Genomic DNA, 19131 nt, shown 5'->3' on the forward strand with positions numbered 1-19131 from the left:
TTGATGAGTGATACAGATACCTTGCTAATGCAAGGAATTGAACAACAAACAATGGGACGTTTTACCGAAGACGCCTATTTGAATTATTCCATGTATGTGATCATGGATAGAGCGTTGCCACATATTGGTGATGGCTTAAAACCAGTACAGCGTCGTATTATTTATGCGATGAGCGAACTTGGTCTTTCGTCTGCGGCTAAGTATAAAAAATCAGCGCGTACAGTCGGTGATGTGCTAGGTAAATACCATCCACATGGAGATAGTGCTTGTTACGAAGCCATGGTGTTAATGGCGCAGCCGTTCTCTTATCGTTATCCACTAGTGGATGGGCAAGGCAACTGGGGTGCAGCAGATGACCCTAAGTCTTTTGCCGCGATGCGTTACACAGAAGCACGATTATCTAAATTTGCAGAAGTATTACTTAAAGAGCTTGGTCAAGGCACCGTCGATTGGACGCCAAACTTTGATGGCACCATGGATGAGCCACAAGTACTGCCAGCGCGTTTACCGCATATTTTACTCAATGGTATTACAGGTATTGCAGTTGGTATGGCGACGGATATCCCGCCGCACAATGTGCGTGAAGTCGCCAGTGCATGTTGTTTATTACTAGATAAACCAAAAGCAGAACTTAACGAAATACTAGAGTTAGTTCACGCACCGGATTACCCAACTGAAGCGGAAATAATCACCCCCAAAGCTGATATTCAAAAAATTTATCAAACAGGTCGCGGCTCGATTAAAATGCGTGCGGTGTATACCGAAGAGCATGGCGATATTGTTATCACCGCGCTTCCGCATCAATGCTCAGGCGGTAAAGTTTTAGAGCAAATCGCAGCGCAAATGAATGCTAAAAAACTGCCTATGGTAGCTGATTTACGTGACGAATCTGATCACGAAAATCCAACGCGTATTGTGATTATTCCTCGCTCAAATCGCATTAAAGCAGAACCATTAATGGCTCACTTATTCGCGACGACCGATCTGGAAAAAAACTACCGCGTAAACTTAAATATGCTTGGCCTTGATGGTCGTCCGCAAGTCAAAGACTTGCGTACCATTTTGACTGAGTGGTTAGTGTTTCGCCGCGAAACAGTGCGTAGACGTTTACAGTATCGTTTGGATAAAGTGTTAGCGCGACTACATATTTTAGAAGGTTTATTAGCTGCCTTTTTAAATATTGATGAAGTAATTGAAATCATACGTGCTGAAGATAAACCAAAGCCAGTATTAATGGAACGCTTTGGTATTTCAGATATACAGGCTGAGGCAATATTAGAATTAAAACTTCGCCATTTAGCTAAATTAGAAGAGTTTAAAATTCGCGGTGAGCAAGATGAGCTCGCTAAAGAACGTGATAAGCTAGAGCTAACGCTTGGTTCTGATCGTCGTATGTCGACATTGCTGAAAAAAGAAATTCAAGAAGCGGCTGAGTTGTATGGTGATGATCGTCGTTCACCAGTAGTCGAGCGTTTAGAAGCGAAAGCATTAAGTGAAAAAGATTTAATACCATCAGAGTCGGTAACCGTTGTATTGTCTGAAAAAGGCTGGGCACGTGTTGGTAAAGGTCATGATCTGGATGTAGCAGGGCTCAGTTATCGTGCAGGTGATGAATACAAAGCTTCAGCACGGGGTAAGAGTAACCAACCATCAGTCTTTTTAGATTCTGCCGGACGAGCCTTTGCAACTGACGCACATAGCTTACCATCAGCACGAAGCCAAGGTGAGCCTATGACAGGGCGCTTTAATTTATCAGCCGGCGCAACGTTTGAACATGTGGTTATGGGGGAGGATAAGCAAGTACTGCTTATGGCCTCTGATGCTGGCTATGGATTTATCACCGATTTTGCTGACTTAGTCAGTAAGAACAAAAATGGTAAAGCGTTAGTGAGTGTACCAAAAGGCGGGCAGTTACTTGAGCCGATTCGCGTTAATGATGTAGCCAGCGATTACTGCATGGCGATATCAAATGAAGGGCGTATGTTGTTATTCCCATTACGTGACTTACCAAAACTAGGTAAAGGTAAAGGTAACAAGATTATCTCCATCCCAAGTGCCAAGGTTCAAGCACGTGAAGAGTTTGTAAAAGTGCTTGCGGTGGTGCCAAATGGCACAAGTGTTACTTTACATGCTGGTAAGCGTAAATTGACGCTTAAGCCGAGCGATTTAGAGCATTATCATGGCGAACGTGGACGCAGGGGTAATAAATTACCTCGTGGATTACAGCGTGTTGATGAAGCCGTTGTTGAGCTTAACCCTGTTGAAGAGATAGATGTAGATACGAGCGATGAATAATCGCGTAACTACTTAATAAAGCGGCCTGCATTTGCAGGCCGTTTTTGCTTGAGGTGATTGGAATAATTTAGGATACAGGCTAAAGTTTTATTAAGTGAGGGCATTAAAATTGAAACCGATTGGCTCGCTAGTTCGTTGAAATGAAATATGAAAATCAATTTAAGCTTACAAGTGTGCGCTTAACTCTCGTTTAGCGACTAAAATAACGATATAATGTGCTCTGAATTTTTGAGGAGAGTCTCTTTGTTAGCTTTTTTTCGTATAATAATCATGGCTTTATTTATTGTTTTTAGCTGTGTTTTAGGTTTGTTATTGTGCCTTATAAAGCCATTTCATAGTAATAATGTACACATTATTTCTGGTTGGTTTGGTTCGATGGCCAGAATGCTTGGGGTGAATTTAGTGATCACTCGCCACCCAGACCTATTAAATAGCGGACCGGCGGTGTATGTGGCTAATCACCAAAATAACTATGATATCTTTACGTTACCCGCGGCGGTACCAAAAAGCTGTGTAAGTTTAGGTAAAAAAAGCCTGAAGTGGATCCCGTTTTTTGGGCAGCTTTATTGGCTTTCTGGTAATATTTTAATCGATAGAAGTAATCGCTCAAAGGCTGCCGGTACTATCTCTAAATCAGCTGACAAAATAAAGCAGCAACGTCTATCTGTATGGATGTTTCCTGAAGGAACGCGTAGCTATGGGCGTGGCTTATTACCATTTAAAACAGGTGCATTTCATACTGCATTAAACGCCGAAGTGCCGGTTGTGCCTGTCTGTATGAGTACAACTGATAAAACCATTAAGCTAAATCGTTGGGACAATGGTACAATCTATATAGACATGCTAGCGCCGGTGCACCTCGATAAAACTATTGGGGCACGTGAACACGCAACACGTATTCACTCTATAATGGCTGCTAGAATAACTGAATTAGATGCTCAAGTGAGAGAAAAGTAATGGAAAATTGGCGTGAAATTAGTGAAGACATTGTAACTTCGTTACTAGAAGACGGATCAGATCCAGAGATCCTTTATGAAGTTGAGCATCACTTTGTATGCGAAGATTTTGTAAAGCTTGAGCAAGCAGCATTAGCCGCATTTAAACTTGGCTATGACGTTGAAGAGCCTGCGGAACTTGAGCTTGAAGACGGCAGCAAAATTTGGAGCTTTGATATTGTTGTTGAAGCAGAGCTAGACGTTGAAGTTATTATGGAAGACGTTGATAAACTAGCTAAATTAGCTGTAGATACCGACGTTGAGTACGATGGTTGGGGCACTTACTTTCAAGAGTAATGTGTAAATCGCTAGGTCCTAGGACCTAGAGCAATTTCCTATTGTTTAGTTAATAACGATTCTTGACCTCACCAGCTTATTAATACCTATTTCGTATTCTTTATCTTTGTTATAGACATTTGTATTGAATAGTTGATAATTTAAATCATCATTTAGCGAAATAAATTAATTCTTATATGCTCATTACCCTTCCTATTTCAGAACTTATTCCTGGTATGTTTGTTGACAGTGTTAGCAAGCAATTTGAGGGTATTGATAGCATTAAAATTAAAACCCGGGGTTTAGTTCGCGATAAATCGATTATTAAACGTTTGGTATCGGAAGGAGTACAGGAGTTACTCATTGATTTTACGCAAAGTAATGTCGGGGTTCCGAGTAAATATCAAGAAAAGCCAAAAGCAACACCCGTTATAAAGCCCACCTCCAAAACTCAAGCAGACAAAATAAAAAAGATAATTACACTAGAGCAAGAGTTTGCAAAAGCTAGCACGAGTTATGAGCAGCATAATCGTAAACTACAAGGGTTATATGGCGATATAACGTCGGGTTTAAAAATGAATATTTCGCTGCTTGATGACATAGCAAAAGACATTGTTGCTTCAGTATTTCGTAATCACAATGCGATGACAATTTTAACGCGCATTAAAGATAAGCATATGTATAACTGGCAGCACATGATTAATTGCGCCATTTTTGTCACTGTGTTTGCAAAATACCTAGGGTACAAAGAATCAGTAGTACATGAGCTGGCTATGGGGGCTTTACTGCATGACTTAGGTCAAGCAAAGCTACCACAAGGGATATTCTCAAAGTCCGAAGATGTTAATAAGCTTGAAATGCAGGCAATTAAAAAGCATGTAGCGCAAAGCTTAGGGCTTGTTAAGGGGGAGAAGGGTATTACTCCATTGATGCTAGATATGATAGTAAATCATCATGAGCGTTTGGATGGTAGCGGCTATCCGCGTGGTATAGAAGGAGAGAAACTTAGTCGACCTGCTAGGATCATGGCAATTGTGGATGTATACGATGCGATGACGTCCGATCGGCCGCACCAAATTGGTGATGAGCCAATAAATGCATTACGTCATTTGTTAAGTAATAAATTGTTGTTTGATAATGAGTTAGTACAGCGATTCATCAAGTGTTTAGGTGTCTATCCAGTCGGTACTATCGTTAAATTAACCAATGAACGCCTTGCTTTGGTCACAGAAGGAAACCATAAGAATCCAATTCAGCCTAAAGTAAAAGTATTTTATAACGCTAAGCATAACCACCATGTCACATCAAAAGACATTGATTTAAATACGTCAGAGCAAGGGCTAAAGATACTCGCGAGTATCAAACCGCTAGATTATCAACTTAACTTGGCTCGTTTGTTAAAAGAGCATCTGGTGGTTTAACACCTTTTTTAGTGATGGATTTATCACAACGTCTTTTGGCTGATTGCTTGGCTGATAGTAATGCACCGCTAAAGCAACTACACATCAGCAATAACCATAATAATGTACCGTTTTCTGAATGCAGTGCAGCACAGCAGCAAAGTAATGCGACCATCGCCGTTAATATTGCTCCTAGCCAATAGTGGTTTACTGGATTATCACATTCACCCGCTTTAGTGCAGGCGCAGAAGTTAGCTTTGCAAAAACAGTAAACGCTAGCACCACAAAATGCTAATGCAGCAATAATTAATCCAATCTCCATAGCGATCATCCCCTCACTTGATATGTTTGCCAGTCTAAATGCGCTTAATTATCAAGTCAATCTAAATGATAACTAATTGCAAATGGTTTTATCTTGCTCTCATCCGATGTGTTTTAAAAAGTTGTTACTTAGCTGTTAAATATTCGCTTAAATGTGTGTTTTTAACGCTTTGTTACAGTTTTTCGTAAAAAATTGATGTAGTGTATAAAAGTTTTGAATAGAGTAATTACTCATAATAACAACATACATGAGAACCCAAGCGTCGTGCTTGGTTAAGGACACATAATGAAACTTACAAAAACACTTATCGCGGCATCACTTGCTGTAATGTCGGCTGATAGCTTTGCGGCAGCTTTTCAACTTGCAGAACATAGTGCGTCAGGCCTTGGTCGGGCATATGCAGGTGAAGCGGCTATAGCTGAAGATGCGTCTGTAATTGCACGTAACCCTGCGTTAATGTCAGTATTTAAAGAAAAGCAGCTGAGTATAGCTGGTATTGCAGTCGTTCCAGATGTAAGCCTAGAGGGTACAGGGTCAAGTAATGCTGCTGTAAATCCAAATGCACTGAATGATAGTAGTATTGCTCCTAGTGCGTTTGTGCCTGCTGGTTATTTTTTAATGCCAATTAATGATAAGTTCGCGGTTGGTTTTGGCGCATTCTCAAACTTTGGTTTAGCGACTGAGTTTGATGAGAATTACCCAGCCGGTCAGCTTGCGGGTGAAACTGAGATCGTGACTGTAAACATGAATGTAAGTGGTTCATATAAGATCAATGATCAATTTAGTGTTGGTCTTGGCTTAAACTACATTTATGCTGATGCGAAAATTGTCCGAAACTTTGGTGCTAACCCATTTGGTTTACCTGCAGAGACTGAGGCAACTCACTTAGAAGGTGATGATGCTGGCTTTGGCTGGAATGTTGGTGCTATGTATCAGTTAGATGAAAATAGCCGTTTTGGTTTTAACTATCGCAGTGAAACCGATATCACCTTTGATGGTGAGTTTTCAAGTGAGTTGCCGCCAACAATGGGTGGCACGAGTGGGGCTAGTCTTCCAGGCAGCGTAGCAATAACGCTTCCTGCGATTGCAGAGTTTTCAGGTTCTCATCAATTAGATGATAAAACAGGTTTACATTATAGCGTTATGTGGACAGGTTGGAGTAGCTTTGATAAATTAGAAGCAGATGTTGAAGGTCGTGATCAGCCAGGTTTTTCTAAAGATGAAAACTTCTCAAATGCGATGCGTTACTCAATTGGTGGTGATTACCAGTTTAACAAGTCAGTATTATTACGCGCAGGTATAGCCTACGATGAATCACCAGCCGATAAAAATCATATGTCTATTTCAATCCCAGATACGGATCGTTTTTGGTACTCATTTGGTGTGAATTACACGATGAGTGAGCAATCAAACTTAGATATAGGTATGAGTATCTTACGTGGTAAAACACAAAAATTTACTGAGAATGACAATATTGCTCAGCAATGGTCATTTGAATCAAATGGCCACGCATATTTATTTGGTGCGCAGTATAACTACACGTTTTAACTTAAATAACCGAACTTAGGTTAAGGTACTTACCAAGCTCCAGCTGGAGGTGGATGTATTATCCGAAGCTTGGTTAACTATTTAGTTAAAATAAATGAAAGGGCAGTTTTAGCTGCCTTTTTAAAATTGATAACCTAAGTGTATGCCCATTGTTCCTTCTATTTTATCTGTGTCTTTTTTTTCACAAAAAACAAAGCAATCACCGTCATCTTCTTTTACGCCTGCGCTTAAACCTATTACCCAGCTAGCACTATCAACACCTTGAAAGTAATAATTAAACTTAGCAACTAGATAACCATCTTCAGCAACAACAACTTGCTGGCCTAATGCAAGCCCGGCAGTAACATGCTCAGAGAGCGTGTATTCATAGCCTAACGAGTAACCTATAAGACCTGCTGAAGCAGATAACTTATGTGTGTCATCAATTGAGTATCTATATTTAACACCGGTATGACCACCAAACTCATAGAGCCCGACTCCAGTGGAAAACTTACCTTGTGCAAGTGCTGATTGTGACATTGAGGTTATAGCTAGTAGGGCTAAAGCGAGAGAGATTTTTTTCATTTTGGGATGGTTCCTGTGATTTATAATTATTTATCAGGCAGTATAGATGGTTGGACTTAAAATGGAAACAAAAACGCGAGCTAAAAAGCTCGCGTTTTCAAGTCGCTAATTGAAATTTTATAAACTTTCAATTTTAGCTTTTTGCTCCAACAGTTTTGCTTTTGCATCAGAGAACTCAGCAAGCTTCTCGTTTTCTTTAGCTAAAACAGCTTCTGGTGCGTTGTTAACAAACTTTTCGTTAGCTAGTTTATTTTGCACTTGGGCTAGGCCTTTTTCAGCTTTTTCAAGTTGCTTAGCAATACGTGCAAGTTCGGCTTCAACATCGATTAGGCCGGCCATTGGGATCATGATCTCAAGGTTGCCAACATATGAAGTTGCACACGCAGGGGCTGTGTCTTTGTTATCAAGCAAAGTAAACTCTTCGATTTTAGCAAGTGATGCTAAAAATGATTTATTGTCTTCAATACGACGTACATCATCATTCGATGCATTAGCTAGTAATATTGATAACGGCTTACTTGGGCTGATATCCATTTCACCACGAATGTTACGAATGGCTAGAATGAATTGTTTAACCCACTCCAAATCATCCATTGCTTTAGCGTCAACGTTTGCGTCATTAAATAATGGGAAGGCTTGTACCATTATACTGGTATTAGCTGTTTCAAGACCCGCTAATGGTGCAACACGTTGCCAGATAGTTTCAGTGATGTATGGAATCATTGGGTGCATCAAACGTAGCAAGCTTTCAAGCACGGTAATAAGCGTATGGCGCGTGCCACGTTGTTGCGCCTCGTTACCTTTAAACAATACCGGTTTAGTCAGTTCTAAATACCAATCGCAGAATTGGTTCCAAGTGAACTCATAAAGCGTATTAGCCGCTAAGTCAAAACGGTAGTTATCTAAGTGCTCAGTATACGTTTTAATCGTTGATTCAAATTGACCTAAGATCCAACGATCAGCGAGTGAGTATTCTTTCGCTGCGTCGTTTGCAAAACCACAGTCTTGCTCTTCTGTATTCATAAGTACATAACGGCTGGCGTTCCATAACTTATTACAGAAGTTGCGGTAACCTTCAAGGCGGTTCATATCCCAGTTGATATCACGACCAGTTGAAGCCATTGCCGCTAATGTAAAGCGCAGAGCATCAGTACCATGTGCTTCAATGCCATTATCGAACGTTTTACGGGTGTTTTTTTCTATTTTTGCAGCGACCTTTTCTTGCATCAAGTTACTGGTACGTTTAGTCACTAAGCTCTCAAGGTCGATGCCGTCAATCATATCGATTGGATCTAGTACGTTACCTTTTGATTTTGACATTTTATCGCCATTTTCATCGCGAATAAGGCCAGTTACATACACCGTCTTAAAGGGGACTTGTGGTTTGCCATTTTCATCTTTAACAAAGTGCATCGTCATCATGATCATGCGAGCAACCCAGAAAAAGATGATGTCAAAACCAGTAACCAACACGTCAGACGGATGGAAGGTTTTTAAGTCATCGGTATTTTCAGGCCAGCCTTGGGTTGAGAATGTCCACAGTGCAGATGAGAACCAGGTATCAAGTACGTCGTCGTCTTGGCGAAGTGCAACGCCATCCGCGATGTTATTTTCACGGCGAACTTCTGCTTCATCACGGCCAACAAATACATTGCCTTCGTTATCATACCAAGCTGGAATACGGTGGCCCCACCAAAGTTGACGTGAAATACACCAATCTTGTACGTCGTTCATCCATGAGAAATACATGTTCTCATATTGCTGTGGTACAAATTTAATGTCGCCATTTTTAACCGCGTCTTTTGCAGGTTCTGCCAGTGGTGCAACACGTACATACCATTGATCGGTAAGCAATGGCTCAATCACCACGCCAGAGCGGTCGCCATAAGGTACAGTTAAAGCGTGATCTTCAATTTTTTCAAGAAGACCAAGTTCTTCAAATTCAGCCACAATCGCTTTACGCGCATCGAAACGATCAAGCCCATGTAAGCGCTCAGGAATTGGTGCATCAAATTCAAGCTCTTTACCGTCAAAGGTGTAAGTTTCACCTTGGTTTAAAATTGCTGCATCTTTGTCGAAGATATTAATCATCGGCATTTGATGACGCTTACCTACTTCATTATCGTTAAAGTCATGAGCTGGTGTGATTTTTACACAACCCGTGCCTTTGTCTTTATCGGCATGTTCGTCAGCCACAATTTTAATACGGCGATTTACAATCGGTAATAAAATATCTTTGCCGATCAAATCTTGGTAGCGTTCGTCATCAGGGTTTACCGCAACACCTGAGTCACCTAGCATGGTTTCTGGACGTGTTGTTGCTACAACAATGTAGTCTTTACCGTCTGGTGTTTTTACGCCATCAGCCAATGGGTAACGTAAGTTCCACATGTGGCCTTTTTTGTCTTTGTTTTCAACTTCAAGATCAGAAATTGCCGTATGAAGCTTTGGATCCCAGTTTACTAGGCGCTTACCACGATAGATTAAATTCTCTTTGTGAAGACGTACGAAAACTTCTTTAACCGCGTCTGATAAACCATCGTCCATTGTAAAGCGCTCACGATCCCAATCAACCGATGCGCCAAGACGACGAAGCTGTTTAGTGATCGTACCGCCAGATTGCTCTTTCCATTGCCAAATTTTATCGATGAAGGCTTCGCGACCTAAATCGTGGCGTGTTTTACCTTCTTCGGCAGCAAGCTTTCGCTCAACCAGCATTTGTGTAGCAATACCGGCGTGGTCAGTACCTACTTGCCATAATGTGTTGTTACCTTGCATGCGCTTATAGCGTGTTAAGGTGTCCATTATAGTGTCTTGGAATGCGTGGCCCATGTGTAAGCTACCGGTGACATTTGGCGGTGGGATCATAATTGAATATGCGTCACCTTTGCCTGATGGCTTAAAGTAGCCTTTTTCTTCCCAGTCTTGATAGAGTGACTGTTCAATATCTTGCGGATTGTAGGTTTTATCCATTACACAGAACCTTAAATAAGTACTTAAATGAGTTGGTTTGCTATTTTACCTTGGGCATCTTAGCGATTTATATCTTGCGTGGTGATGTTTGCACCGAGTTGGCGTAGCTTTTTAAAGCGCTCACGGGCGGCTTGTTTAGCTACAGATTCTACGGGTACAAAATCAAAAACTTGGTTAAACCGCCGAATAAAATCCGGAAGGTGTGCAGCCAAGTTTATTAAAACTTTACGATTTCCAACCGGTGGGGTTGTGCCTATTTCAACTGGCGCACCACCTTTTGGGCCTTCACCTTGAAGGTTATGTGGCACAAAACTGTCGGGGTCAAATGACCAAATCGTTTCATCAATGGCGTGGGCAGTATCGGCGTTATCTACAAAAATAAAAACACGCTGGCCAAGACGATACTGTTCAGCTGCAATATCAGCAGCTAAGCTAAAGTGATCATCAGCCTTCGCTTGCGATTCATCTTGTTGCTTTAGAACGAAAAACTGGGCGTTCATGTTCATAGTATCGGGACTTCCCATTGCATTGCATGTTATACGAGTTAGTACACATAAATCAGAGCAGGGATTTTGCCATAGAACGGGGTTTGCTTCAATTAATACACTGCGTTAGGTCTTAATAAAAAAGGCGCTAAAAAGCGCCTTTTTTAATGTTGGTATTAAACTAACTCATTAATCTTGTGCGGCTTCGCTTACACCAGCACGATTTAATAAGTATTGCGTTAGCATAGGGACCGGACGGCCTGTCGCCCCTTTATTTTTACCGCTGCGCCATGCTGTACCGGCTACATCTAAATGCGCCCAGTTATACTTTTTAGTAAATTTAGATAAGAAACACGCCGCAGTAATTGTGCCGGCTGCGCGTCCGCCCAAATTGGTAAAGTCAGCAAATGGGCTTTCAAGTTGATCTTGATAGTCATCCCACAGCGGTAGTTGCCAAGCACGGTCGCCACTTTGCTCAGATGCTTTAAGTAAGTCATGAGCAAGCGGGTTATGGTTTGATAGCAAACCCGTTGCATGTGCCCCAAGTGCAACAATACAGGCACCGGTTAAGGTCGCAACATCAATTACCGTTTCAGGTTCAAAGCGTTCAACATACGTCAGTGCGTCACATAACACTAAACGCCCTTCAGCATCGGTATTAAGTACTTCAACCGTTTGCCCTGACATAGTTGTTAAAATATCACCCGGGCGATAAGCATTTGAACTTGGCATATTTTCACAGCCAGCTAAAACACCAATAACGTTAATCGGTAACTGCATTTGTGCTAATGCGCGCATTGCACCAATAACACCAGCAGCGCCACCCATGTCGTATTTCATTTCATCCATGCCTTCGCCTGGTTTAAGCGAAATACCACCAGAGTCAAAGGTTAAGCCTTTACCTACCAGTACGATAGGGGCTTGTTCTTTTGCGCCCCCTTGGTAATTAATAATCGACATGACCGATTCGTTATCGCTACCACGGCCAACGGCTAAGTAAGAGTTCATACCTAGCTCAGCCATTTTTTCTTCACCGATAATATCAACAGTGATATTGTCAAAGTTAGTCGCAAGTTCTTGTGCTTGTTCACCTAAATAAGCTGGGTTACAGATATTTGGTGGCATGTTTGCTACATCTTTACAAAGCTTACTACCTGCTGCAATCGCTAAACCATGTTCAATTGCGCTTTCGCCAATTGTGAGCTCACGACGGGTTGGTACATTAAATACAATTTTACGCAGTGGGCGACGAGGGTCGCTTTTTTTACTTTTTAATTGATTAAACGTATACAGGCAATCTTGTGTTGTTTCTACGGCTTGGCGTACTTTCCAATAAGTATCACGACTTTTAACGTGTTGCTCTGTTAAAAAGCAAACTGCTTCCATCGACCCTGTTTCGTTAAGGGTATTAATGGTTTTAGAAATAATTTGTTTATATTGTTTATCATCAAGTTCACGCTCTTTACCACAGCCTACTAGTAGTATGCGCTCACTTAATACGTTAGGTACATGATGTAATAACAATACTTGTCCCGGTTTACCTTCAAGGTCACCACGACGTAATAAATTAGAGATATAACCATCGCTGATTTTATCGAGTTGCTCACCAATGGGGGATAAGCGACGTGGCTCATAAACGCCAACTACAATACATGCGCTACGTTGCTTTTCAGGACTACCACTTTTTACGCTAAATTCCATTGTCACTCCTAATTTTGAGTCATAGCTCCCTTTAATAAGGGCAATAAAATAAAAATCTAGTTATTGGTTTAATACTAGCTTATAAAGCCTGACTCATTATGTGTATTTGAACTTTATACTTTTGTCGCTATCAATACCACTAAAGCAACAATATATCGAGCTGCTAGGTATGATATTTAATGTTGATGACATATAATAACGAAGTAAAACGCTAAGTTTACTCACATTTTCTTACTATTGAAGTGAAACACGATGTTTAACAGGGGCGAGCATTGCTAATTTTCCGTTATTTGACCACTGAAGTTTTAAAGTCACAGGTCGCCGTATTCCTAACCTTAATGACTATCTTTTTATCGCAAAAGTTTGTAGATATTTTAAGTGACGCCTCTGAAGGTGGAATTCCTGCCAAGTTAGTGTTGTCGATGATTGCATTAAAACTACCGCAACTTGCATCTTTAATCTTACCTTTGAGTATCTTTTTAGGGATCATTCTCGCGTATAGCCGTATTTATGCCGACAGCGAAATGACTGTACTTAAAGCGTGCGGTGTAAGCGAATGGTATGTGGTGCGCGTTACGCTAATTTCAAGCTTTGTCTTAGCGTTATTAGCGGGTGTACTCACATTGTATGTCGCGCCATGGGCGAGTGAGCAAGAATATCAACTAAAAGAGCAAGCTAAAGCAGATGCGGGTTTATCGGCACTGCGGGCTGGGCGTTTTCAGCAAACGGGTAATGAAAAAGCGGTTGTATTCATTCACAACATTGATAACGGTGGCAAAGAATTAAATAAAGTATTTGTAGCGCAACTACCAGACAGTAAAAAAGATAATTTAGCGCGTTTAGTGTATGCAGAGCGCGGTGTGGTGGTTGAACAAGAAAATGGGGAGCAACAATTGGTGCTCAGTGATGGTAAACGTTACGAAACCGATGGAAAAACGCCGGCTCTCAACCTAACTGAATTCGATGGCTATAGCGTACAAATTCGCGGGCAAGAGATCGAACACCAACGCCGCAAACTAGAAGCCATACCAACTATTGATTTGATGGCTATGAATACCACAGAAGCAATAGCACAATGGCAATGGCGCATGGCTATCCCGCTTTCTATTCCGTTATTAACCTTACTTGCAGTTCCTTTAAGTGTAGTAAACCCTCGCCAAGGAAAGTTTGCTAAGTTAGTGCCAGCAATCAGTTTGTATTTAGGGTATTTTATTTTACTTAATGCGGCTAAATTTGCAGTAGAGGATGGCAAAATACCGCCATCAATTGGCCTGTGGTGGATCCACTTTACCGCATTATTTATCGGTGGCTTTTTGATTATAAAAGGGCGGCCTTTAGGTGCTTGGCTCAAAGCAATTGTTACTAAGCGGGAGTTAGGCGCATGATGAAAATGCTTGATTGGTACTTAGGCCGTAGCATTTTGCAAACCACGGGCTTTGCTTTAATGGTACTGGTTGGTATTAGCACGCTCATCAAATTCATTGAGCAGCTTAATAAGTATGTAGGGCGCGGTAGTTACGATATTTCCAATGCGTTGTTATATACCTTATACAGCATGCCTGGTGACTTAGTGGTATTTTTCCCTATGGCCGCATTAATAGGTGGTTTAACTGGCTTAGGTGCACTGGCATCGAATAGTGAGCTGGTGGTTATGCAAGCAGCTGGTATGTCACGCTTGCAGATTATTGTCTCGGTGATGAAAACGGCAATATTTATGGCACTGTGCATGATGGCATTGGGTGAGTGGGGCGCACCGGCTGCACAACTTAAAGCTAAAGAAATGCGTAACCAAGCGATTTATGGTGGAGATGTATTTAATGCGCAGCAAGGCGTCTGGGCCAAAGATGGCAATAATTTTATTAATATAGAAGATGTTGATCAAAATGGCGTATTACATGGCGTGAACATGTATCACTTTGATAAATCATTGCAATTAACCCAAATAACAAAAGCTAATCAGGCCGTAGGGCGCAAAGATGGTTGGCTACTGCGTGATGTAAATAAAGTGCAGCTTGGCGAGCAGCAAATAACGACACTACAGCTAAAAGAAGAGTTTTACGAATCACAATTAACCGCTGAAAAACTCGGTGTAGTATCAGTAAAACCTGAGTCGTTATCGTTTACTGGTTTGTGGTCTTATTTGAGTTATTTAGAGCAAAATGAGCAAGACACCAGCACATATGAATTAGCGTTATGGCGTAAAATCATGCAGCCGGTTTCTATTGCGGTGATGTTATTAGTTGCACTGTCATTTATATTTGGTCCGCTTAGAACAGTAACAATGGGCGCACGAATTGTTATGGGCGTTGTCACGGGTATTGTATTTCACTTAACAAATGAAATATTTGGCCCCGTGGTAATGGTGTATCAAATTCCTGCGGTGGTTGGCGCCACCTTACCAAGCGTTATTTTTATTGGCTTTGCGACGTATTTACTTAACAAGCGAAACTGATAGTTAGGGGCTAGGAGCTAGAACCCTAGCTCCTGAGTAACTTAGTTTTAATCTAAAGATTGATAAATACGCTTATTCTCTTCTTTAGTTAGCGATACCATGTCTGTTTTTGATATGTAATCTTGCAGAGCACGTTTATTTTTAAAATCAATTAATACCACTAACGTGCCAAGCCCAAGTAATGCACTTAAACTACGAATAACGGCTTGTGGCCAACTTATTAACGCGCCATCACGTGTTTGAACTTTTAAACGCCATGCACGCATCCCAATTGTTTGACCACTTTTAGTCCAAAAATAAGCAAAGAACACCACGTTAACGCCAATAAATAACGCACTTCTAATACCATACAAAAGCGGTGAATCTTGTATAAACGCAGCAGGATCGTCAGTTTTTGCAATAACACCCAATGCAATTAAAGCCTGAATAGCCGCAAAATAGAGTATCGCTGTAAGCATTGATAATGAAATGACGACTAAAGAGTCGTAAATCAATGAAGCAAAGCGGCGCCAAAACCCCGCACGAGGAAACTCATCAGACATAAATACACTCACAAAGTTAATATGCGCGCTAGTTTAGCAAATAGGCTGATAAATACTAGGCTCACACAAACACTCAACACAGTTACAAGCCTTATTGAATGTTAATGGTTGCTTAATTGTTAAGCGGTTGATCGTTGTTTTGTAAAAAACGCTTGCCGCAGTGTTTATTGTTTGTATAATGCTTGGCATAGAGACGAAGACGGCTAGATAAGTCCTAGCTCTAAAGTGGTTTTTCTTTATCTTCTCATGTTAGAAGGTTAAAGAAAAATGATGCCAGCGTGATGAAATTGGTATACATGGGGGATTCAAAATCCCCTGCCGAAAGGCGTGCCGGTTCAAGTCCGGCCGCTGGTACCACTTTTAATAGCCCTGACCAAATTGGTCGGGGTTTTTTTATGTCTAAAGAAAAGTGAAAACGGCCTAGGGTCTGTTGTTTCAAACACTATAGACAGTTTTAGCAAATAACCGTTACTTTTTTAAAAGCTTGGTAAACATAGCTACGATAGGCTGAGGCGTATTGATAAGCAGAGTGAAAGCACCCGCAATAATTCCCCAAAAGGCAGAGCCGATGCTTAAAAATGAGATACCAGAAGCGGTAATCAAAAAGGTTATTAAAGCCGCTTGGCGGTTACGTTCATCAATAACTGCAGATGCTAACGCATTACCTATTGTGCCTATTAATGCCAGCCCTGCAATGGCTAAAATTAGCGATTGAGGGAATAAGGTAAATGCCTGAACAACAGCAGTCCCAAATAGGCCCGTTACTATATAAAAGAAACCCGCGGCAATCGCTGCGATATAACGCTTTTTGGGATCTGTATGTGCTTCCTTGCCTACACAAATAGCAGAGGTAATGGTGGCTAAGTTTATGGTGTATGCACCAAATGCAGCAAGTAACGTAGTTGATACGCCTGTCCATGCAATGAGTGGGGAAACGGGAGTATCTTTATAATCAGAAGCTCGTAGTACAGTTAACCCCGGTAGGTTTTGCGAAGCCATAGTGACAACAAAAAGTGGCACAGTTATACCAATGAATGCCTGTAAGCTAAACACCGGCATAGTAAATACCGGTGTTGTGATTGAAAATTCGATTGCCGCAGGTTCAATTAAACCTTGTTGATAAGCAATCATGCAGCCAATAAGTAAAGTATAAATAACCGCATAACGAGGGCTGTATTTCTGCGTAATAATAAAGACAATAAACATTGTCAGAACTAAAAATAGATCGGATTTCATCGCAGAAAATGCATCAACACCAAAGTTTATTAATACGCCAGATAGCATTGCAGCAGCAATCGACAGAGGGATTTTTTTCATTACACGTTCAAATAAACCACTAAAGCCGCTAAGGCTTATTAAAATCCCAGTCATAATAAACGCGCCAATCGCTTCATTTAAATTCACAGTCGAGGTCGTGCTAACAAGCATTGCAGCGCCAGATGTTGACCAAGCAGTGGTTATTGGCGTTTTATATCTAATAGATAATGCAATACCAGTAACTCCCATGCCTACGCCTAAAGCTAATATCCATGAGCTGATTTGTTGAGGGCTTGCCCCTAACGCGTATGCTGCTTGAAATACAATAACAACAGAGCTTGTAAAACCAACTAAAACAGTAATAAATCCTGCGTTTATTGCTGAAAGAGACACATCTTGGACTATATTTTTAAACAGACTTAATTGCTTGCTCATGCGACTAAAGCGCTCCATATGCTTTGTGGATTAAAGTACTTAGGAGAGTAAGACATGGTCGTTTTACTCTATTTTATTTGGCTCACGAGGTTACAAGGTTATAAGCCTCGCGCCGCAATTGAACAAATGTGAATCCTAAAAGGTAAACTCGCCCTAAAGGCCTTAGAAATTTTACGACTCAAAAGTAATTGCCTTAAAAAATATTAGGTTGCTGATGTAATACTTTCAGCTTGAACAGCCTTTAAAAAGCTTGGCATTGACTGAACTGCCGCAAGCATTTTAGTTGTGCGTTTACCAAAAATGAGTTTTACAGGAAAGTACTGACCCCATGTAGCGTATACCGCTAACATAATATCTGCTGCAGAAAGCATGTAACCATTTAAGGTTTCTTTACTTTCAAGACTGTCTTCAACAACTTGCCATAGGTCGTTAATGTTTTTTTCAATGGCATCGAATGCTTCACGTTTTGCCTTTTGATCACTGATGTTTTGCTCAATAAAAAATAACTTTGAATAGGCAGGGTGCATGGTGGCATTTGCAAACAGGATCTCTTCTATTGCTTTTTGTTGTTTGTTTGCATTAGTTGGAAGCAAGGTATTGTCATGTTTATTAAGCAGGTACAATATTATAGCAGCACCTTCGGTTAGTTTATTATCACCATCCACTAATACAGGCACAGTGCCTACAGGGTTTATGGTATTAAAGTCATCAAGACTATTTTTATCAATAATAGTGACCTCTTGATCCAATTCATGTAATACAACTTGAGTCGCCAATGAGCAAGCGCCTTGCATATAGTAAAGTGTGTACATAATGTTTCCTAAATTTGGTTGAATTAATTACTTTCATGCTGACTAAAGAATCTATGTCAGCAGTGATGAATATTAAGTGTTTAGTTGGTTTTCATATATACCTATAATGTGGATATACTGTCATCAAGAAGGAAACAATCGAGGTGGCTTGGGTATATCCACAATAAAAACCTCAACAGGAGCGAAAATGAATAAACTACGTGCGATTGAGCTATTTGTTCGTTTAGCTGATTTAGGCAGTTTTACGCGAGTTGCTGAACAAACCAATTCATCAAAATCAATGATCAGTAAAGAAATTGCTAGGCTAGAAGATAATCTCGGCGCGCGTTTATTGCATCGCTCTACACGCAACGTACAGCTTACTCATGCAGGCGAAGGTTATTTACAAAGAGCGCGCGACATACTCTCAAAGTTGGATAACGCAGATAGTTTTGTACGAGAACTGCAGCAAGATTTACGAGGCAAGCTTAAAATTAATGCCCCTATGGCATTAGGCATTACTGATTTGGCGAGTTTATTCACAGATTTTATGCAAGCTTATCCGGATATTGAGCTTGATATTCACCTTGGCGATGAGAAGGTTGATCTTGTAGAGCAGGGTTTTGATTTAGGATTTCGTGCATCAAGTACACCAATCGACTCTAATTATGTTGGCAGGCCACTGACTTGCTTTACATATAAAGTATGCGCGGCACAAAGCTATCTTGATAATAACCCTGCAATCGTTTTACCTAAAGATCTACAGCAACATAACTGTTTTGTTTATAGTTATTTTCAAGGTAAAAATGTATGGCCTATTGAGGATGGGATCACAGTGAATGGGCGTTTACGAGTCAACAGTACCTTATTTATGATGGAAGGAATAAAGCGAGGTTTAGGGCTTGGGTTTATCCCTGACTTTGTTTGTCAGTCGGCAATCGATAGCGGCGACATTGTTGAAGTATTGGCTGATGCAAAAAAATCTAAGTTAACACTTTATGCTTTATATCCTGCTAGGCAGTTTGTACCAGCAAAATTAATACAATGTATAGAATACTTAGAGCAATGGTTTGCCAGTAAGCAGGGTTAATCTAC

General features: G+C 40.8%; 16 protein-coding genes and 1 tRNA gene. 9 read left to right on the forward strand and 8 right to left on the reverse strand.

The features are described 5' to 3' along the window. The first annotated feature begins 3 nt into the window (after positions 1-3). The 4 genes from parC (at position 4) to HH219_RS04465 (ending at position 4987) form a co-directional block, all read left to right on the forward strand. Positions 4-2295, forward strand: coding sequence for a DNA topoisomerase IV subunit A (gene parC / locus HH219_RS04450; protein ID WP_054203160.1), 2292 nt, complete (start codon positions 4-6; stop codon positions 2293-2295). A 243-nt stretch (positions 2296-2538) separates the two neighbouring features. Continuing rightward, the gene (locus HH219_RS04455) at positions 2539-3252 is read left to right on the forward strand and encodes a 1-acylglycerol-3-phosphate O-acyltransferase (RefSeq protein WP_211841994.1); all 714 of its coding nucleotides are present in this window, start codon (positions 2539-2541) and stop codon (positions 3250-3252) included. Next, entirely contained in the window at positions 3252-3587 is a 336-nt protein-coding gene (rraB, locus tag HH219_RS04460) for a ribonuclease E inhibitor RraB (protein ID WP_054203162.1), read from the forward strand. The genes HH219_RS04455 and rraB overlap by 1 nt, the downstream gene beginning before the upstream one ends. 176 nt (positions 3588-3763) lie before the next feature. Further along, positions 3764-4987 carry an HD-GYP domain-containing protein gene (locus tag HH219_RS04465; protein WP_169326750.1) on the forward strand — a complete coding sequence of 408 codons (1224 nt, stop codon included), beginning with the start codon at positions 3764-3766 and terminating at the stop codon, positions 4985-4987. On the opposite strand, the gene HH219_RS21910 is transcribed toward HH219_RS04465, so the two are convergent. After that, positions 4947-5288, reverse strand: a complete 342-nt coding sequence (locus HH219_RS21910) for a hypothetical protein (RefSeq protein ID WP_054454513.1) — start codon at positions 5286-5288, stop codon at positions 4947-4949. The two genes, HH219_RS04465 and HH219_RS21910, sit on opposite strands and share 41 nt — an antisense overlap. Positions 5289-5573: 285 nt before the next feature. Between HH219_RS21910 and HH219_RS04475 the strand changes: the two genes are divergently transcribed. Further along, positions 5574-6836, forward strand: a complete 1263-nt coding sequence (locus HH219_RS04475) for an outer membrane protein transport protein (RefSeq protein WP_054203164.1) — start codon at positions 5574-5576, stop codon at positions 6834-6836. A 120-nt stretch (positions 6837-6956) separates the two neighbouring features. On the opposite strand, the gene HH219_RS04480 is transcribed toward HH219_RS04475, so the two are convergent. From HH219_RS04480 to pepA, 4 genes are all read right to left on the reverse strand, one after another. Further along, a complete protein-coding gene (locus HH219_RS04480) occupies positions 6957-7400 on the reverse strand; it encodes a hypothetical protein (protein ID WP_054454511.1) in 444 nt (147 codons plus the stop codon). 117 nt (positions 7401-7517) lie between these two features. Further along, complete coding sequence (locus tag HH219_RS04485; RefSeq protein ID WP_169326751.1) at positions 7518-10373, reverse strand: valine--tRNA ligase; 2856 nt, start codon at positions 10371-10373, stop codon at positions 7518-7520. Positions 10374-10432: 59 nt separating this feature from the next. Next, a complete protein-coding gene (locus tag HH219_RS04490) occupies positions 10433-10879 on the reverse strand; it encodes a DNA polymerase III subunit chi (protein WP_054203167.1) in 447 nt (148 codons plus the stop codon). A 168-nt stretch (positions 10880-11047) separates the two neighbouring features. Continuing rightward, positions 11048-12559, reverse strand: coding sequence for a leucyl aminopeptidase (pepA, locus tag HH219_RS04495; RefSeq protein ID WP_054203168.1), 1512 nt, complete (start codon positions 12557-12559; stop codon positions 11048-11050). A gap of 272 nt (positions 12560-12831) precedes the next feature. Between pepA and lptF the strand changes: the two genes are divergently transcribed. Together lptF and lptG are read left to right on the forward strand one after the other, a co-directional pair. Then, on the forward strand, positions 12832-13944 hold the full coding sequence (lptF, locus tag HH219_RS04500; protein ID WP_169326752.1) for an LPS export ABC transporter permease LptF: 1113 nt from the start codon (positions 12832-12834) through the stop codon (positions 13942-13944). Then, positions 13941-15011 carry an LPS export ABC transporter permease LptG gene (gene lptG, locus HH219_RS04505; protein ID WP_169326753.1) on the forward strand — a complete coding sequence of 357 codons (1071 nt, stop codon included), beginning with the start codon at positions 13941-13943 and terminating at the stop codon, positions 15009-15011. Before lptF ends, lptG begins: the two co-directional genes overlap by 4 nt. A gap of 47 nt (positions 15012-15058) precedes the next feature. On the opposite strand, the gene HH219_RS04510 is transcribed toward lptG, so the two are convergent. Continuing rightward, positions 15059-15553 carry an RDD family protein gene (locus HH219_RS04510; protein WP_169326754.1) on the reverse strand — a complete coding sequence of 165 codons (495 nt, stop codon included), beginning with the start codon at positions 15551-15553 and terminating at the stop codon, positions 15059-15061. Positions 15554-15825: 272 nt separating this feature from the next. Between HH219_RS04510 and HH219_RS04515 the strand changes: the two genes are divergently transcribed. Next, positions 15826-15910 (forward strand) — tRNA-Leu (locus HH219_RS04515). Positions 15911-16021: 111 nt separating this feature from the next. Here HH219_RS04515 and HH219_RS04520 read toward each other — a convergent pair. Together HH219_RS04520 and HH219_RS04525 are read right to left on the reverse strand one after the other, a co-directional pair. After that, on the reverse strand, positions 16022-17245 hold the full coding sequence (locus tag HH219_RS04520; protein ID WP_169326755.1) for a benzoate/H(+) symporter BenE family transporter: 1224 nt from the start codon (positions 17243-17245) through the stop codon (positions 16022-16024). Between the two features lie 203 nt (positions 17246-17448). Continuing rightward, complete coding sequence (locus HH219_RS04525) at positions 17449-18057, reverse strand: glutathione S-transferase family protein (protein WP_169326756.1); 609 nt, start codon at positions 18055-18057, stop codon at positions 17449-17451. 187 nt (positions 18058-18244) lie between these two features. On the opposite strand from HH219_RS04525, the gene HH219_RS04530 reads away from it, so the two are divergent. Next, positions 18245-19126 (forward strand): LysR family transcriptional regulator, encoded by an 882-nt coding sequence (locus tag HH219_RS04530; protein WP_169326757.1) that lies wholly within the window; start codon positions 18245-18247, stop codon positions 19124-19126. The last annotated feature ends 5 nt before the right edge of the window (positions 19127-19131 follow it).

The sequence above is a fragment of the Pseudoalteromonas sp. NEC-BIFX-2020_015 genome (assembly GCF_012952265.1).
Lineage (GTDB): Bacteria > Pseudomonadota > Gammaproteobacteria > Enterobacterales > Alteromonadaceae > Pseudoalteromonas > Pseudoalteromonas neustonica.

Coding starts and splice junctions, on each gene's coding strand:
- parC (WP_054203160.1), top strand. CDS start 4: ATGAGTGATACAGATACCTTGCTAATGCAAGGAATTGAACAACAAACA.
- rraB (WP_054203162.1), top strand. CDS start 3,252: ATGGAAAATTGGCGTGAAATTAGTGAAGACATTGTAACTTCGTTACTA.
- HH219_RS04465 (WP_169326750.1), top strand. CDS start 3,764: ATGCTCATTACCCTTCCTATTTCAGAACTTATTCCTGGTATGTTTGTT.
- HH219_RS21910 (WP_054454513.1), bottom strand. CDS start 5,288: ATGGAGATTGGATTAATTATTGCTGCATTAGCATTTTGTGGTGCTAGC.
- HH219_RS04475 (WP_054203164.1), top strand. CDS start 5,574: ATGAAACTTACAAAAACACTTATCGCGGCATCACTTGCTGTAATGTCG.
- HH219_RS04480 (WP_054454511.1), bottom strand. CDS start 7,400: ATGAAAAAAATCTCTCTCGCTTTAGCCCTACTAGCTATAACCTCAATG.
- HH219_RS04485 (WP_169326751.1), bottom strand. CDS start 10,373: ATGGATAAAACCTACAATCCGCAAGATATTGAACAGTCACTCTATCAA.
- HH219_RS04490 (WP_054203167.1), bottom strand. CDS start 10,879: ATGAACATGAACGCCCAGTTTTTCGTTCTAAAGCAACAAGATGAATCG.
- pepA (WP_054203168.1), bottom strand. CDS start 12,559: ATGGAATTTAGCGTAAAAAGTGGTAGTCCTGAAAAGCAACGTAGCGCA.
- lptG (WP_169326753.1), top strand. CDS start 13,941: ATGATGAAAATGCTTGATTGGTACTTAGGCCGTAGCATTTTGCAAACC.
- HH219_RS04510 (WP_169326754.1), bottom strand. CDS start 15,553: ATGTCTGATGAGTTTCCTCGTGCGGGGTTTTGGCGCCGCTTTGCTTCA.
- HH219_RS04520 (WP_169326755.1), bottom strand. CDS start 17,245: ATGAGCAAGCAATTAAGTCTGTTTAAAAATATAGTCCAAGATGTGTCT.
- HH219_RS04525 (WP_169326756.1), bottom strand. CDS start 18,057: ATGTACACACTTTACTATATGCAAGGCGCTTGCTCATTGGCGACTCAA.
- HH219_RS04530 (WP_169326757.1), top strand. CDS start 18,245: ATGAATAAACTACGTGCGATTGAGCTATTTGTTCGTTTAGCTGATTTA.